This is a genomic window from Prevotella pectinovora (assembly GCF_000834015.1).
GTDB lineage: Bacteria > Bacteroidota > Bacteroidia > Bacteroidales > Bacteroidaceae > Prevotella > Prevotella pectinovora.
Window position 1 is genome coordinate 1 of sequence record NZ_JXQI01000018.1, and the last position, 14,547, is coordinate 14,547.

Sequence of the window (14,547 nt, forward strand, 5' to 3'; positions counted from 1 at the left end):
ACTGTAGCATCTATGGTGACAAAGGGTATATTGGAGCTGACGTACAGCTTGACTTGTTCGAAACCGCACACATAAGACTGGAGTGTCCGTATCGGCTCAACCAAAAGGACTGGAAACCGACATTCATTCCGTTTGCAAAGGCAAGAAAGAGGATTGAGACAATATTCTCACAACTTACAGACCAGTTCCTGGTCATCAGGAACTACGCGAAAATAACGAATGGCTTGTTTGCCAGAATCATTGGCAAAATTAGTGCACTTACCATTCTGCAATACGTAAACTTCATTAACGACAAGCCCATTGGCAGAATTAAGTATGCACTAAATTAATTCCGCCAACAGGTTCTTGAAGGATTCTGATAAAGAAGTCAGAAATTCAGGTTATTCATCGACGAGTTCTTTACAGAACGAATATAGTCAATAAGGATGGTCGGGTCAAATGCCTTGCCATCCTTTTTTGTTGTCAGATGCAGGTGTTCACCAGTAGATGCACCAGTGTTACCTGTCAATCCCAATGGTTCTCCAGCTGAAAGGAAGTCATTGGGCTTTACGTATTGTTCAGACAGATGGCAGTAACTGACGGTGTAGTTTGCCGTCTTAACGGTCACATATTTGCCTGAGCGATTGTCATAGCCGACTTTTAGCACAGTGCCTGGCAGCATCGAAAGCACATCTTCATGTCTGGCATGTAGGTCAATACCATTGTGCATCATCTGTTTGTGGTAGATGGGATGCCTACGCATTCCGAAGCCTGAGTTGATGCGGATATTCTTGAGGGGTAGGGAAACGAGCGTCACCACATTTGAAGAATTTGATGCTTCATTGTTCTCGACTGTCTCTCGGCTTGTTTTCTCTGGATTGTTTAATACTACACTGTCCGTCAGAGTCTCGTTTGACTTTGGCGGATTTGTTGTTTTTATACGCTTACTGTTGGTCGTGCCAATGGTATTGAACTGGGCATGTGTCGGCATGGCCAGGAACATGGCGCAGACCGATGATAGGATGAGTTTGCTTGTTTTCATGCTGCAAAGGTACGATACTATTCTTGAATAGAAAGAATAGCAACTCGTATAACGATTACACTCTAACTTTATTTGTGTTTATAGTATGATTATTGCGGAATTTTCATACTATTAAATTAAACCTTCTTAAATCGAATCCTTGCAGACATGGCTTTTACAACCTATTATAAAAACATGCTATAAATTTGCATCGCAAAATTGTCCGCATAGAAATTAAGTATAATAATGTAACATCAACAAAGTATGATTAATCATTTTGAAGAAAGCGAGATGCCTTACGGCACACTCGAACGTTTCGGACTCACGCAGGAGATGGTAGAAGACCTTCCTTATGATGTCCTCCAGAACATCTACAACGGTCGTCGCTCTCCCGTGTTACCTATTACTGTTACCACCGAGGATGGTGAAACTGAGACTGCCCGTACAAGGTTCAGTCTGGTACGCACTCCAGAAGGAGGTGTCGATGTGCTTTTCTATCCCAAACTCGATGAGTGCAACCTTAATCTGTTTAACGAACAGCAAAAGCAGAGACTTCTTGAAGGTAAGGCCATCATCGGTTATCTGGAGAGTAATGAGGAGAACAAGGAAGCTGGTGGCAAGAGATTCTTTCAGATAGACCCTGAAAGCAAGCAGGTTCTCTGTGTTCCTATGCCCGTCATCGGTCGCAACATGCAGTATGTGTCAGACCGTTACCACCTCACAGGAGCAGAGATGCAGAAACTCCAGAACGGTGATGTTCTGTCCATTCTCAATGAGGATGACGAGGAGATTTCCGTCGGTATTGATCTCAACAGCAAGACAGGCATCCGTTTCGCAGCTGGTGACGAACAGACATGGCGACGTGAGGCCAAGCGTGAGTGGGACAATTACAATTTTGGTGCCTTTGGCTGCTGGGTGGCAGATGACAATGGCGACCTGAACTATGTTCACGAGGAAGATTACAGTGAAGAATTGTGGCAGGAACAGAAGAAGATGGGTATGCGTGTGATGCAACGCTAATCCATCGAATGCAAGTAAAACCTCAATAAAAACAAGAACAATGGCAGCAACAAAGTATTACCCAGAGGACGAGCTTGTGGAGAAATTCCAGAGCGGCGAATATGGTTGGATTGATTATGTCAACCATCATTCCCCTGAATGGCAGGAGGAATACACTGCATTCTGCAGGGAGCGCGGTCTCACCATCAATGAGGAAAGCGCAGAGCAGTTTGTCGAGTGGAAGGGAGATCAGTTAGAGAACGAACAAGAAGACTAAACCGCAAATAGTATGTCTATCAGATCAAACACATTACCTATGGGGCATGACTTGGCACCAGAGCTACAGGACATCCTCCGACGTAACGGTATGCAAGCGCACATCGTTCGTCAGGGGGATGGCTTTGCCCTTGCCGTGCAGGGACATGACAGTCCTTTGCTCACATACCCCATCAACCAGCAGCAGATGCGAGCCATGGTGGATTGGGGAACTAATTCTGCCAACAAGAAGGCATATAACACCTTAGCAGGATTACTCTCCAATGACTTCTATCTGCCCAGAAGCTTTGTTCATGCACGTAATGCCAATGGTCGAGTGGCTATGGGACTTCATGGCTATCGTATCGGTGTTGGCGAATACGGACGTTTGCCTTGGGACAGACGAGGACTCCATCCGATGATGGATCCTTACCATGGCAGATTCCTTGGCTGGACACCACGTCAGCAGGAAGGCTGGCACATGCGCAGAGTTGGAGGAGCCTTGTTCATGCAAGGTGCTCCGATGGTTCCAGACCGTCCTGATGGACGAATGAAACCAGGCGAACTCCAGAGCGGTGCATACGGCTTCTATTACAAAGGACAGCAAACACAGGTGGTACAGCCATCGCAGGATGTGTTGGCCAATCTTCAGACGGTCATCCAGCCTGTAGAGGTGAAGCCGAGACCTGTTGAACCAGCCAAGCCATACAATGAACTCATCACGAGCAAGGTCTATTTCACCAATGAGAAGTTCCGTGAATGCTTAGACAGTCACGGAATCCTTATTGATCCAGAGAAGAAGACCCTGACCATCCAGTCAACTGGAGCCAAGCAGGACTTTGTATATGACCTGACTGAGGAAGAGCTGAAGAAGCTCAACAGCAACAGCGTAAAGGAAGTTTCTGTTCAGGCACGTCTTGACATCATCAATGATGTAATCAAGGCTGACTTCAACGACAAGATAACGATGGATATGCTCAACAGCAAGGAACATATAGGTATCACGTTGAAGCCAGAAGTGGCAGCAGAACTCGACCAGAGACAAAGCCTCTTGCTGGAGCAGACCAATGTTCAAGGCGTTCATCAGCCTCTCGACCCGTCACTCTCAGTACAGCGAGAGCCAGAGGATAAGACTGTTGCCCATGTAGATGGCCAGAGTCTCTATGACATCAACGAAGGAAAAGGATGGTATCGTGAGGGCAAGCATGGTCGTGAGGTCACGGTGGATGACATCAAGGTTGAGCCAGTCCGTAATGAGCAGGGTGAGCAGCAGAAGGACGCAAAGGGAAACAACCTCTATCGCATGACAGCAGTCATCAACGGAGAGTCTATCTCCCATGAGATTACCCAGAAGCAGTACGACAAGTTCATGGCCATCGATGACTACCATCGCATGAAACTCTTCAGTCATATCTTCAATGAGGTGGATATGAAGAATGTGCCTGGTTCTCATGCTGGCATTGGCGCACAGATCGGTGGAGCCTTGCTTGCTGGTCTTGCCGTTATGGGTGAGCTGGGTCACATGCACCACAGCGGCCCTGCTGTATTTGTGGAGCATCATCACGACCATGATCCACGACCACACATCTATTTTAAGCCTGGAGTCGATTCTCCACAGGACATCGCCTCACGAGCCTTTGATGCAGGAGTCAATGCCGGTATGCACGGTGTCGGACTTGGACGATAGAAATATAAGGTAAAAAGATTTAGGATAACATGGCAAAACTCACTTACGACGACTTCAAACAACGCCTGAATATTCAGGAAGTACTGGTAGATGCTGGTTATACGCTCAATAGGCGGGATGGCTTGCGCTACCCGTCGTATGTACGTTTGGACAGTACTGGCAGACGCATACACGGTGACAAGTTCATCGTTACTGCCAATGGCCAGTGCTGCTTCCAACCACCTACGCACAAGAACTACAACATCATCGGGTTCATCAAAGAGCATCCAGAAATGTTCTCTGATTACACTCCTGGTATGGATAAAGACCGTCTCGTCAATCTTGTCTGTAACCGCTTACTCAATAACCCTATTGAAGATAGGGAAACAAAAATTGTGACTGAGCGACAGCAACAGGCAGATTTTAACTTGGAAGATTATACGCTTCACAAATTCGAGGGCGGTGACAAAAACACTCATAAGCCATTTTACCCATACTTCAAGTCAAGAGGCTTGAATCTCGCCACTCAATTTGCATTCAGAAGGGACTTCTTTATTGCAGAACGTCAGGGTACGGATGGCAAGGTATATAGGAATCTCGCTTTCCCGATGACCATCCCCGGCAAGGATGAAACGATTGTCGGTCTGGAGGAAAGAGGACGCAAGAAGCCTGATGGCACATCGTACAAAGGCATAGCAAAGGGTTCCAATGCCAGTGAGGGGCTTTGGCTATCCAGTCCTGAAGCCACAAAACTACAGGATGCCAAGCGTGTCTTCATCTTTGAGAGTGCCTATGATGCTATGGCCTTCCACCAGCTCCTAATGGGAAAAGACAGTAACCTCGATGCCCAAGCCAAGAAGGAACTTTCACACGGAGTCTTTGCTTCGACTGGAGGCAATCCTTCTTCCAGACAACTGGAAGGACTGATACAAACCGCCAAGGATGCCACTTTCCACGTCGGCTTCGATATGGACGATGCTGGAAAGAAGTTCGTTGAGCAGTTCAAGGAATTGGCTGAAAAGGCTAACATCCCAAGCAACCGTATTGTGCGAGAGGAACCATCTGACGGCTACAAAGACTTCAATGAAGAGTTGTTAGCCAATATAGCCAGACGGGACAATCCTCTTGCCAAGGAGAATGTGAAGGAAGAACTCAGGGAGTATGTCGAATCCTTCCGCAAGCATCCTGATGACATACCAAGTGTCAAGGATGTGCTTCATCCCAATGACAGTCAGATAGACCTTCTTCCCAAGTCCTTGTGGCAGCTCTACGCCCATTACGAGACCCTTTATGAAGATGCCTACACTATGCAGCACTCGCGGATGGTGGCACCAGAGGATAAGGAGGGTATTAAGGCTAAAGCTATAGAGGCAGGTGAGACATTCAGAAAAGAATTGGCAGATGCCCTTGGAGTCAAGGAAGAGGCAGAAGCGGAAGATGAAGAAAAGAAAGTCTCTGCCGGTGTCGATTTGGATGCAGACGGCAATGTAGAGATCAACGAGAGTGAAGAAACCAAGCATCATGGTATGCGCAGATGAATGATATGCAGCAGACAGTAAGACGATTCCACATCATCACGTTACGTCCTCATTGGGGACAGTACATTATCTCACAAGGTTTCATGTTCCTTGTGAGTCTTGTGCTGTTCCTTGTAGCAGGTCACGAGGCCATTACTTTCAAGATGCCCTTCCTGATATTGGGTAGTGTGACAACATTGATGATGCTCTATGGCTGTCTGTACCTGAGCAAACTCCAGTTCATCGTTTCCTCAGAACAGCTCATCATCCAGCATGGCATCTTCCATCGTACCAGTGACTACATCGAACTGTACCGAATCGTGGACTTCTGTGAGCAACGTTGCATCATGGAGCAACTGTTCGGATTGAAGACTATCAGCATCTACAGTGGTGACAGAACCAATCCCAAGCTTGACATCTACGGTGTACGTGAGAAATTGGACGTAGTAGGAATTATCAGAGAGCGAGTAGAATACAACAAACAACGCAGAGGAGTATATGAAATCACCAACAGATAACAAAATACAGGGCTTTGGCGAGCAGATGAATGACAACCGATGGAATATCGTAGCACTCCTGGCATTTGCCCTCTTGTGGTTTGGCTACAACAGGGCTGGTGCTCAGATTGCATCCAGTAATCCCTTGGAGTATGTTGCCCTTGCGGAGGGCAATGAACTCATCAATGCCCAGATTAAGGCTCAGATTGAGGACGAGCAAAAGACGGCACTCCTTCAGAACACCATCGCGACAGAGTTTACGATGATCCATTCTTGGGAGAAGAAGTATAACAAGTACCTCAAAACCGTCGATGGCTATGCCAGTACGCTGAAAGCCTGTACCACGCTCTATGACGATGGCGTGAGGGTTTTCATCAATCTCTGTAATCTGAGGAAAGCCATCAGCAATAATCCCCAGGGCATCGTGGCCACTATGTCGATGAACAACCTCTACATCGAGACGGCTACAGAGCTTGTCAGCGTCTATACGACATTGAAGGATGCCATAGCCAAAGGCGGCACAGAGAACATGCTCACAGGAGCAGAACGGAGCAAGACACTCTGGGCACTCAATGACAGACTGGCTGCTTTCAATAAGAAACTATGTCAGCTCAGTCTTTCCATCCGCTATTACACGATGATGGATGTCTGGGAGAATGCCACAGAGGGGATGCTTGACCGCACTAATGGAGAAATCGCAGAAGCCTCTCTCAGGCGGTGGAAAAGATGTTCAAGAATAGTGACCCCCTAATGCAGGAAAGAAAGTAGGATGAAAAGGTTTTTTCATAAGTTCTTCATATTGTTGATAGTGACTCTCGCCCTCCCTTTATGGGGAGTTGGTGGGAGCCACATTCATGCGCAAGGGCAAGACCCGACTTTGGCAGCCATGATTCTCCTATATACAGACAAAGCCAAGAAAGAGCTGAAGCAGCAGGAAGAGATGATGCTGTTAGAATCTACTGGCCATATCTGGATTACAGAGGAGGTGAATGCCACTACCGACCTACAGAAGGAGTTCAACAACTACCTCGACAACTTTCATGGCATCATCATGTATGCAGCCCAAATTTATGGCTTTTATCACGAGATAGACCACCTGATAGGAAACCTCGATGCTTTCAGCAAACAGCTGAGTGCCCATCCGAGTAACGCCCTTGCCGTAGCCCTCTCGTCAAACCGCAACAAGATCTACCGTGAGATTATCCTCAATAGCGTGGATATATGCAATGACGTGAGACAGGTATGCCTCTCAGATACCAAGATGACTGAGAAGGAACGCATGGAAGTCATTTTCGGTATCAGACCCAAGCTGAAGCTGATGAATAAGAAGCTGCAGAGACTGACCAAGGCGGTGAAATACACCTCATTGGGCGATGTCTGGGCAGAGATAGACTATAACGCTCGGACTGGAGCCGACAAGAAAAGCATCGTCGAGGAAAGCATGTTGCGCTGGAAACGGGCTGCAAAGCACTAAGGTGTATAGGATTCATAAAAGTAACCTCTAACAGATAAGAATATGAGTTGGGCAACAGTATTAAAAGCCGGATTGAAATTCATGGGACGTGGCGCACAGGCAACGGTAAAGACCGTCGGCCATAGTGCTCTTCATCCCCAACAGACCATCAAGGGACTGGGTACGGCCACCAAGACAGCCGCCGTCGGCACAGCTGCTGGCTATGTCGCATGGGAGAAACTGACCACAGACAAGAGTGTGGCCAGGATTGTCGGTGATGCCGTCGTAGGTTCAGATACCATCGACAGCGTGGGGGAGAAGGTGGAAGGAGTCGGTAATGCCGTCAGCGGACTGACCGAAACGGCAAGCAATGCCATGAACGGTGTCAGCGATGCCGTCAATGGAGCCAACAGCAACCTGAGTGGTATCAGCAATTTTCTTGGGAATATGACTGGAGGCAACGGCGGGAACATGTTCAGCAACTTCTTCAGTAACCTCTTCAGCGGAAATGTCTCAGGTATGAGTATACTTGGCCTTGTTGCGTCGGCTTTTCTCATCTTCGGACGTTTCGGATGGATGGGTAAGATTGCTGGTGTTTTGCTTGGCATGATGATGATTGGCAATAACTCCAGTCTGCATCAGGCACTTGGAGGTGGTCTGGCACAGCAGAAACCGCAGACTCCCAATGACCCACAGCGAAACGTGGCGAAGGGGCAGATGCTTCAGCCACAGCCCCAAGTTGTCTATGCACCAGAGGAAGAGCGTGAAGTCATTCACCGTTCCCGATAGTCAGAAGAAATCAATCGATTAAAAAAACAAATTCGCAATGAAATATACTCAGGAAATGATGCTCCAGTCGGACAGTGGCTACTGTATGCCGTTCGAGGAGAAAGGAAAAGACGTAGAGATGTCATTAGGCTACGGAAAGCAGAAACACCCCAAGACAGGAGAGACGTTCTTCCATCATGGGGTGGACTTTCCAGTAAAGCATTATCTGCTTTCTGCCATTGCCACAGGCAAGGTCTCAGGACTTGGCAATGATGCCGTTCACGGTATCTATCAGGTTATCCGATATGGCAAGTACGAGGTGACATACGCACACCTCAGTAATGTCTTTGCCAACTATGCGACCGAAGTCAAAGCTGGTCAGGTTGTCGCTGTCTCTGCCGACATGTTACACATTGAAGTCAAGTACAACGGGGAGGAGTTGAATCCGCTGGAGTTCCTGACGATGATTTACGGCAACATGAAAGCCTTGGAGCAGAACGGTACTCCTGGTGCTGTGCCACAGTTCGTGACTATCGACATGGATGTGCATACGATGTACGACAAAGACCAGAAAGAGATTGAAGACCTGATGATGCGGTGGTTCCCGGACTACATGCAAGACCTCTCGGCAGGAATCTATGCCTTGCCAGAGCATACGGAACTTGCTCTACGCAACATCTTCACCATGTCTGCCATGAAGAACTATTTCTTCGAGACGCTTCCAAGCATGGCCAATCCTTTAGGTATGGGAATGCGTAGCATCCCGTTGGCAGAGAAGGTACAGAACCTCCTGATTGCGGACTTCCTCAACTATATGGCACTCCGTCATCAGATATTTCTGAGCACCATGAGTCAGGCGGTAAAAAAAAAGCCTATGACGAAGCCGTAGCCAGCAGTGGGCTTGTCGATCCCCTTGCCGAACTGGAAATAGACATTCAGAGCTTTGATATACCGAGGCTGGTCAGTGTCTATCCCGACAGAAGCGGAATCAGATGGTGGACGAAGGCTTGGTTCAACAACAGCGAGGCTGGTGAAGCGGCCATCGAGATTGACCGTCAGTTAGCCATCAAGTTCATCAACGAGAATATTGAAAAAGACGAATGGCTGGAAGAGTATTTCCCAAAGCAGATGGAAGTCTATCACAATGCCATCGAGCAGACCAGGGAGCAGATACTCAGTCAGCTTAACTTATAGAACAAGAGAAGTATGAAGAAGATTTATTTGTTTGCCATATCTAATTTGTTCACCCCTGTAGCATTCGCTGATGCCGGAACCTCTGGTATCAGTGATGCCGCAGACGGTGTTGTTACCTACATGCCGTATGTACGCGCATTATGCTACGTCATTGCTGCTATCATTGCGGTTGTCGGGGCATTGGCCGTGTATTACACCATGCAAACCAATCCCCAGAACACAGCCAAACGTATGACGATGACCGTTGGCGGTGCGCTTACTTTCGTTTGCCTTTCCCTTGCTTTGCCCCAGTTCTTCGGCATTGACGGCAGTATGTCTGGAAATGGCGGCAGTTCTACTGGTTCAGGAACAAGCGGTACGGGCGATGGCTTCCTTGCCTCTGACCAAGGCGGTATCTCACAAAGCGGTATTATCACCGACATACCCTCTATCCGTGACAGGACAGGTAACTGGATTACCTTTCCGCAAGGAACCAATATGGCTATTGCCAACCAGCTTATCAATATCTATGAGCATTTCGGGGCAGGAGCAGAAGGTACTTATGGTCGTACACTCGACTATATCCAGCGTGAATACTGGAGTGGCAACATGGACTACAGCACCTTCAATCAGATGATGAGTGCGGCTGGAAATCTCCCACACAACTAATCAGGAAAAACTATGGCAGAATCATCAAACGAAAAGCTCTTCCGTACCAAGGTGCTGCCCATCATGGATAAGGTGATGGCAGACCTTCGTCATAAGCAGTTGGAAGAGATTGGCCGACATACCAGCAGCTTGTCCTTTATCATGGCTGGAGCAGCCGGTCCCGATGGAGGCATGTCAGCCCAAGCTGCAAGCCTTGATGCCCTTCGCTATACGGGGAAGTGGAACTCCAAGCATACGGAGGACTACATCAATATGGTAAAGGCTGAGCTGAAAAAACAGCATGTCACGGTCACACCAGAGATAGAGAAGATGATGATTGACAAGATGATCAAGGATGAAGTCCCTAAGTCATCCATTGAATATATCATGCGTAAGGCTGCCACCAACACCATCTTCTATCTCCCACAGGCCATGAGTAAGTCGCCACTGGAGAACCATATCACGGAACAGGCAGAGAAACGCTACAACCCATCTGCTTTGGAGAAAGGAACCGGCTATGCTTTAGGAGCAACGGCAGACTTCCTTTCTATGGGTGGTTTCGGCGGTGGCTGGTCAAGTGCTGCCAAGTTCGTGGGTGTAGATGTCGGGCTGAATGCAGCCTTAGACCATTTCGGAGGGAGTACGGAATATACGCCAACAGGAACTAAGGTTACACCTGAAGGCAAGAAGAAACCAGACGTTCCGCTGATTATTGCTCCCGAATACAGGGAGCAGTATCTCGCAGAGCAGGCAAAGAAGAAAACGGAACAAGCTCAGTCAACAGAGCAAAAGCCGAAACCAAGTCAAAAAGTGGAGGAGGACGTAAGACCTGCACCTTCCACTGAAATTACAACTGAGACTCCAGCACCCCAATCCACACAAGCGACGGAACAGGAACTGCCACAACAGACTAACCAAAGCGGATGGACTGGCTTGCTCAGCTCCTTCGGCTTGAATGGTATGTCCGATATTGGCCACAACCTCGGCTATATCCTTGCCATGCTTCCAGACATGATCTTGGGAGCATTCACGGGAAAGACAAAGTCCCTGGGACTGAAAGACAATCTGATGCCTCTTGCCAGTATTGTGGCTGGAATGTTTGTCAGGAATCCCATCCTGAAGATGGTGCTTGTAGGCATGGGAGGTCTCAATCTCCTGAATAAAGCTGGTCACGAAGCCATCGATAATCACAAAGGTATTGGCCAGGCACAGGATGCTTCAGCGGGTCGTGTCAACTACAAGGTCTATCCTGATGAACCGCTCAATCCACGTATCTCACAGCCCCAGATTAAAGGCAACTGTCTGATAGCTGCCATCGATAAAGTGCCTTGCACCATAGCCCTCACGGATAATGTCGTAGATGCCTTTAATCAGGGCGCATTGCCATTGAATACCCTTGCCAATGCCGTTCTTGCCAAGCATGACCAGATGCGTCAGTTGGCTTCAGAGAACTATGAGGCACAGCAGAGAACCGAAACGCGCACACTTGCTCAGAGATAATAGTGTAACGATTAAAAACAGTGTGAAATATGAAAAGAAACTGGTATAAGTTCCGCGTCAAGTACTCCAAGGTGATGGATGACGGAAAGAAGAAAAAGGTCAGTGAAGAGTATCTGGTAGATGCCGAGAGCTTCACCGAGACCGAGAAACGTGCCAACAAGGCAGCAACAGACCTTATCGGCACACGAGACTTTGACATCACGGCCATCTCTCGTGAGGCAGTGTCCGACATCATCAAGGGTACGGAAGCCGAGGATAACCACTGGTACAAAGCCGTCGTAGCTCTTGTGACGGAAGATGATGAGACAGGACAGAAGAAGTTCTCTCCTCAAATCATGTACGTCAATGCCGAAGATACCAAGGAGGCCGATAAGCTGCTCCGTGAACACATGGATGATAGTCAGGTTGATTGGGAAATTAAGTCAATCGCAGAGACGAAAGTGCTTGGTGTTCTGGAGTATAAGTAATTCTATTAAAGGAATAAATCAAAAGTATATTCAGTATGACAGAAAAGAATCAGCAGGAGAAGAATGCCGCCGAAAGACAGGTGGAACTTCTCGTAAAGGCCTTCGACAAAGCACAGGAGAATGGTGGCGTGTGGTTGAACAAGGACGGCAAGAAAGCCCCTCAGTTCTACCTGAAAGGTGTGACCGTCTCACCATTCAATGCCATTATTCTTGGGTTGCATAGTGACCAAAGTAATTACAAGACCAACGAGTACACCCTGTTCACCGAAGCCAAGAAGCGTGGTGAGAGTGTGCAGTCAGGTCAGAAAGGTGTGCCATTCTATTGGTACAACTGGAATGAATACCAGAGCAAGGCTGATCCTGAAGTGAAGATTAGCCGTGACGAGTACAAGGCTCTGACTCCAGAGCAGCAGTCCGACTACAAGGGAATCCGCAACCGAGAGGTTCGTATGCTGTTCAACATCGAGCAGACAATCCTTCCGATGGTTGACAAGGATGCCTTTGACAAGGAGGTCAAGGAGCGTGGCCGTCTGTCCGACCGTGGAGAAATCAAGGCAACGTCATCTGAGATTTCCATCAATGATTTCATCCTGAAGACCCGTGATAACCTCGTGGCCATCCGTCTCGATACGACAGGCGTTGCTCATTATGATGCACAGAAGGACACCGCCTATGTACCAAAGCGAGAAAACTATGAGCATTACAACGATTATGTAAATGCTTTGGTGGAACAGGTTGTAGCCGCTACAGGACACGCTCAGCGTCTGAACCGTGAGGGCATGAACAACCGTGGTGGCAAGGCACCCAGTGAGGATGCCCAGAAGAGAGAGCTGCTTGTCCGTGAGATAGCCACTGCTGCCAAGATGCAGGAGTTCGGACTTCCTGCCAAGCTATCTGAGGAAGGTATGAAGAACATCGAGTACTGGAAGCGTGAGTTCAAGGAAGACCCTTGTCTCATCGATGCCATCGAGAAGGATGTGAATAACACTCTCGACATGATCCACAAGGCAGAGCGTGGCGAGAAGGTAGAGAAACGTCAGCTCAATGCTCAGGATGTAGAAGCACCCAAGACCATCATTCCCAAGCATTACTATGTTGCCGACGAAATCAAGACCTTACCCAATAAGGACAGCAAGGAGATGGTCATTGTCCGCGATGCTGGCTCCAAGACAGCTGATGTCGTACTTCCTGCCGGTGCATCGTTGGCTGTGGATAATGAAATCCCCGGTATGAACAAGAAACGTATCGAACATGCCCTTCAGAAAGAGGGTTTTGATACCGTCAAGTTCTACAATACTGATGGCTCGTTGGGCTTCCATCCTGATGACAGTTACTTCGATTGTAAGGAAATAAGTGTTTCCAAGCTCAACAAATGGGAGTTGGAAGACATTACCAAGCTTGACGTTACCGATGCCGTGAAGCGTTCAGGAGCTATTGACTTTGACAAAGTCCTTATGCTGAAGGATGACGAAGGCAAGTGGGCTATGTATCTCAAACCAGAGAACGAAAAGGCTTTTTCTGTATATCCCGACAAGGCAGACGTGAACAAGTTCTTTACGACCATTCAGCAAGGCAATGACGAAGCTAATGAGCGTCTGCGTCAGGATATGGCCACCAAGTATTATGTCATGGCCAGTGAAAAGCCAGAGTTGAAGGTTGATCTCTTCAAGAGTCAGGCTTCTGCTGAAGAGCTGGCTCGTATTGAGCGTGTGAACATCTTCAAGACCAAAGCCACTGAGAACAAACCCAGTGTCATCCTGTGTGTCCCAACTATTGACGGAAAGAGAGTTCAGGCTCGTGAGGTCAGCGGTCAGCAATGGCAACGTATGTGGCTTGCTGATGACAAGCAGGACTACAAGACCCACCTTGCCGCTTCGCTCTTTGCCGATGTGCTGCGTAAGGAACGTACCGAGGCTGTAGCCGTTGGTACCGACAAGACTGAGCAGGAGGCACAGGCAGATACTCAGGAGCAGACAAAGAATGTCGAGAACCACGAGGAAGAGACCAAACAGGAGCAGAAAGAGGAACAGGCTGCTACCAACAAGAAACAGGAAGAGGAGAAGCGCAGAAATTCTCCAGAGCAGAAGGAAAAGGAGAAGCAGGAAGAGAAAGCCAAGGAGGAAGCCACCAAAGCAGAGACCAAGGCTGTTGCTGCCGTTGCTCTCAGTCCGATGCTCAAACAGTTCCTGGACTTGAAGAGCAAACATCCCGATGCACTTCTGCTGTTCCGTACTGGTGACTTCTATGAGACCTACAAGGAGGATGCAGAGAAAGCATCCAAGATTCTTGGCATTACGCTCACCAAGAGCACCAAGACAAAGGATGAACAGGGCAAGCCTCTCGCTATGGCAGGTTTTCCGTACCATGCCCTCGACAGCTATTTGCCCAAGCTCATCCGTGCCGGTGAGCGAGTTGCCATCTGTGACCAGCTTGAAGCACCCAAACAGACCGCAAAGCGTGGCATCTCAGAGATGGTCACGCCGAGTGCTGCTCCAGAGAAGGAGCAGAAAACGGAACCAGATAAACAGCAATCCTTTCATCGATAACCTTAAAAACGTGTAGAAAGTGACAGCATCCAGACAAGCTTATATAGACAAGTATGCA

The 14,547-nt window shown here is 48.2% G+C and carries 16 protein-coding genes; 15 read left to right on the plus strand and 1 reads right to left on the minus strand.

All coding sequences use genetic code 11. The features are described 5' to 3' along the window. On the plus strand, positions 1 to 329 hold a 329-nt coding region (locus ST42_RS01765), incomplete at its 5' end, for a transposase (protein WP_044064441.1). A gap of 38 nt (positions 330 to 367) precedes the next feature. On the opposite strand, the gene ST42_RS01770 is transcribed toward ST42_RS01765, so the two are convergent. Further along, on the minus strand, positions 368 to 1,021 hold the full coding sequence (locus ST42_RS01770) for a M23 family metallopeptidase (RefSeq protein WP_042519826.1): 654 nt from the start codon (positions 1,019 to 1,021) through the stop codon (positions 368 to 370). A 243-nt stretch (positions 1,022 to 1,264) separates the two neighbouring features. Here ST42_RS01770 and ST42_RS01775 point away from each other — a divergent pair, with 243 nt between their 5' ends. The 14 genes from ST42_RS01775 to ST42_RS01835 are packed head-to-tail and all read left to right on the plus strand — an operon-like array spanning position 1,265 to position 14,489. Further along, positions 1,265 to 2,020 carry a DUF4099 domain-containing protein gene (locus ST42_RS01775; protein WP_042519828.1) on the plus strand — a complete coding sequence of 252 codons (756 nt, stop codon included), beginning with the start codon at positions 1,265 to 1,267 and terminating at the stop codon, positions 2,018 to 2,020. Positions 2,021 to 2,060: 40 nt separating this feature from the next. Beyond that, positions 2,061 to 2,276, plus strand: a complete 216-nt coding sequence (locus tag ST42_RS01780) for a hypothetical protein (protein WP_042519829.1) — start codon at positions 2,061 to 2,063, stop codon at positions 2,274 to 2,276. 12 nt (positions 2,277 to 2,288) lie between these two features. Further along, entirely contained in the window at positions 2,289 to 3,941 is a 1,653-nt protein-coding gene (locus tag ST42_RS01785) for a hypothetical protein (protein ID WP_042519830.1), read from the plus strand. A gap of 29 nt (positions 3,942 to 3,970) precedes the next feature. Then, complete coding sequence (locus ST42_RS01790) at positions 3,971 to 5,458, plus strand: toprim domain-containing protein (RefSeq protein WP_052485544.1); 1,488 nt, start codon at positions 3,971 to 3,973, stop codon at positions 5,456 to 5,458. 5 nt (positions 5,459 to 5,463) lie between these two features. After that, complete coding sequence (locus tag ST42_RS01795) at positions 5,464 to 5,955, plus strand: PH domain-containing protein (RefSeq protein ID WP_042519877.1); 492 nt, start codon at positions 5,464 to 5,466, stop codon at positions 5,953 to 5,955. Further along, on the plus strand, positions 5,936 to 6,685 hold the full coding sequence (locus ST42_RS01800) for a hypothetical protein (RefSeq protein ID WP_156132554.1): 750 nt from the start codon (positions 5,936 to 5,938) through the stop codon (positions 6,683 to 6,685). The genes ST42_RS01795 and ST42_RS01800 overlap by 20 nt, the downstream gene beginning before the upstream one ends. Positions 6,686 to 6,703: 18 nt before the next feature. Then, complete coding sequence (locus tag ST42_RS01805; protein ID WP_042519831.1) at positions 6,704 to 7,408, plus strand: hypothetical protein; 705 nt, start codon at positions 6,704 to 6,706, stop codon at positions 7,406 to 7,408. Positions 7,409 to 7,450: 42 nt separating this feature from the next. Then, positions 7,451 to 8,176: a hypothetical protein gene (locus ST42_RS01810; RefSeq protein WP_042519832.1), complete on the plus strand. Its 726-nt coding sequence runs from the start codon at positions 7,451 to 7,453 to the stop codon at positions 8,174 to 8,176. Between the two features lie 37 nt (positions 8,177 to 8,213). Next, positions 8,214 to 9,044: a M23 family metallopeptidase gene (locus tag ST42_RS01815; RefSeq protein WP_042519833.1), complete on the plus strand. Its 831-nt coding sequence runs from the start codon at positions 8,214 to 8,216 to the stop codon at positions 9,042 to 9,044. A 32-nt stretch (positions 9,045 to 9,076) separates the two neighbouring features. After that, positions 9,077 to 9,349, plus strand: a complete 273-nt coding sequence (locus ST42_RS14200; RefSeq protein ID WP_082027986.1) for a hypothetical protein — start codon at positions 9,077 to 9,079, stop codon at positions 9,347 to 9,349. Between the two features lie 12 nt (positions 9,350 to 9,361). Continuing rightward, positions 9,362 to 9,997, plus strand: coding sequence for a DUF4134 family protein (locus ST42_RS13075; protein ID WP_052485545.1), 636 nt, complete (start codon positions 9,362 to 9,364; stop codon positions 9,995 to 9,997). Between the two features lie 12 nt (positions 9,998 to 10,009). Next, the gene (locus ST42_RS01825; protein ID WP_042519834.1) at positions 10,010 to 11,476 is read left to right on the plus strand and encodes a hypothetical protein; all 1,467 of its coding nucleotides are present in this window, start codon (positions 10,010 to 10,012) and stop codon (positions 11,474 to 11,476) included. A 29-nt stretch (positions 11,477 to 11,505) separates the two neighbouring features. Further along, complete coding sequence (locus tag ST42_RS01830) at positions 11,506 to 11,943, plus strand: DUF4494 domain-containing protein (protein WP_042519835.1); 438 nt, start codon at positions 11,506 to 11,508, stop codon at positions 11,941 to 11,943. Positions 11,944 to 11,978: 35 nt separating this feature from the next. Continuing rightward, positions 11,979 to 14,489 carry a MutS N-terminal domain-containing protein gene (locus ST42_RS01835; RefSeq protein ID WP_042519836.1) on the plus strand — a complete coding sequence of 837 codons (2,511 nt, stop codon included), beginning with the start codon at positions 11,979 to 11,981 and terminating at the stop codon, positions 14,487 to 14,489. Positions 14,490 to 14,547 lie beyond the last annotated feature (58 nt).

Excerpts from the sequence above, each read along its gene's own strand:
- ST42_RS01805 (WP_042519831.1), top strand. The coding sequence starts at position 6,704 with ATGAAAAGGTTTTTTCATAAGTTCTTCATATTGTTGATAGTGACTCTC.
- ST42_RS01790 (WP_052485544.1), top strand. The coding sequence starts at position 3,971 with ATGGCAAAACTCACTTACGACGACTTCAAACAACGCCTGAATATTCAG.
- ST42_RS01770 (WP_042519826.1), bottom strand. The coding sequence starts at position 1,021 with ATGAAAACAAGCAAACTCATCCTATCATCGGTCTGCGCCATGTTCCTG.
- ST42_RS01800 (WP_156132554.1), top strand. The coding sequence starts at position 5,936 with ATGAAATCACCAACAGATAACAAAATACAGGGCTTTGGCGAGCAGATG.
- ST42_RS01775 (WP_042519828.1), top strand. The coding sequence starts at position 1,265 with ATGATTAATCATTTTGAAGAAAGCGAGATGCCTTACGGCACACTCGAA.
- ST42_RS01815 (WP_042519833.1), top strand. The coding sequence starts at position 8,214 with ATGAAATATACTCAGGAAATGATGCTCCAGTCGGACAGTGGCTACTGT.
- ST42_RS01810 (WP_042519832.1), top strand. The coding sequence starts at position 7,451 with ATGAGTTGGGCAACAGTATTAAAAGCCGGATTGAAATTCATGGGACGT.
- ST42_RS01835 (WP_042519836.1), top strand. The coding sequence starts at position 11,979 with ATGACAGAAAAGAATCAGCAGGAGAAGAATGCCGCCGAAAGACAGGTG.
- ST42_RS01830 (WP_042519835.1), top strand. The coding sequence starts at position 11,506 with ATGAAAAGAAACTGGTATAAGTTCCGCGTCAAGTACTCCAAGGTGATG.
- ST42_RS01795 (WP_042519877.1), top strand. The coding sequence starts at position 5,464 with ATGCAGCAGACAGTAAGACGATTCCACATCATCACGTTACGTCCTCAT.
- ST42_RS01785 (WP_042519830.1), top strand. The coding sequence starts at position 2,289 with ATGTCTATCAGATCAAACACATTACCTATGGGGCATGACTTGGCACCA.
- ST42_RS13075 (WP_052485545.1), top strand. The coding sequence starts at position 9,362 with ATGAAGAAGATTTATTTGTTTGCCATATCTAATTTGTTCACCCCTGTA.
- ST42_RS01825 (WP_042519834.1), top strand. The coding sequence starts at position 10,010 with ATGGCAGAATCATCAAACGAAAAGCTCTTCCGTACCAAGGTGCTGCCC.
- ST42_RS01780 (WP_042519829.1), top strand. The coding sequence starts at position 2,061 with ATGGCAGCAACAAAGTATTACCCAGAGGACGAGCTTGTGGAGAAATTC.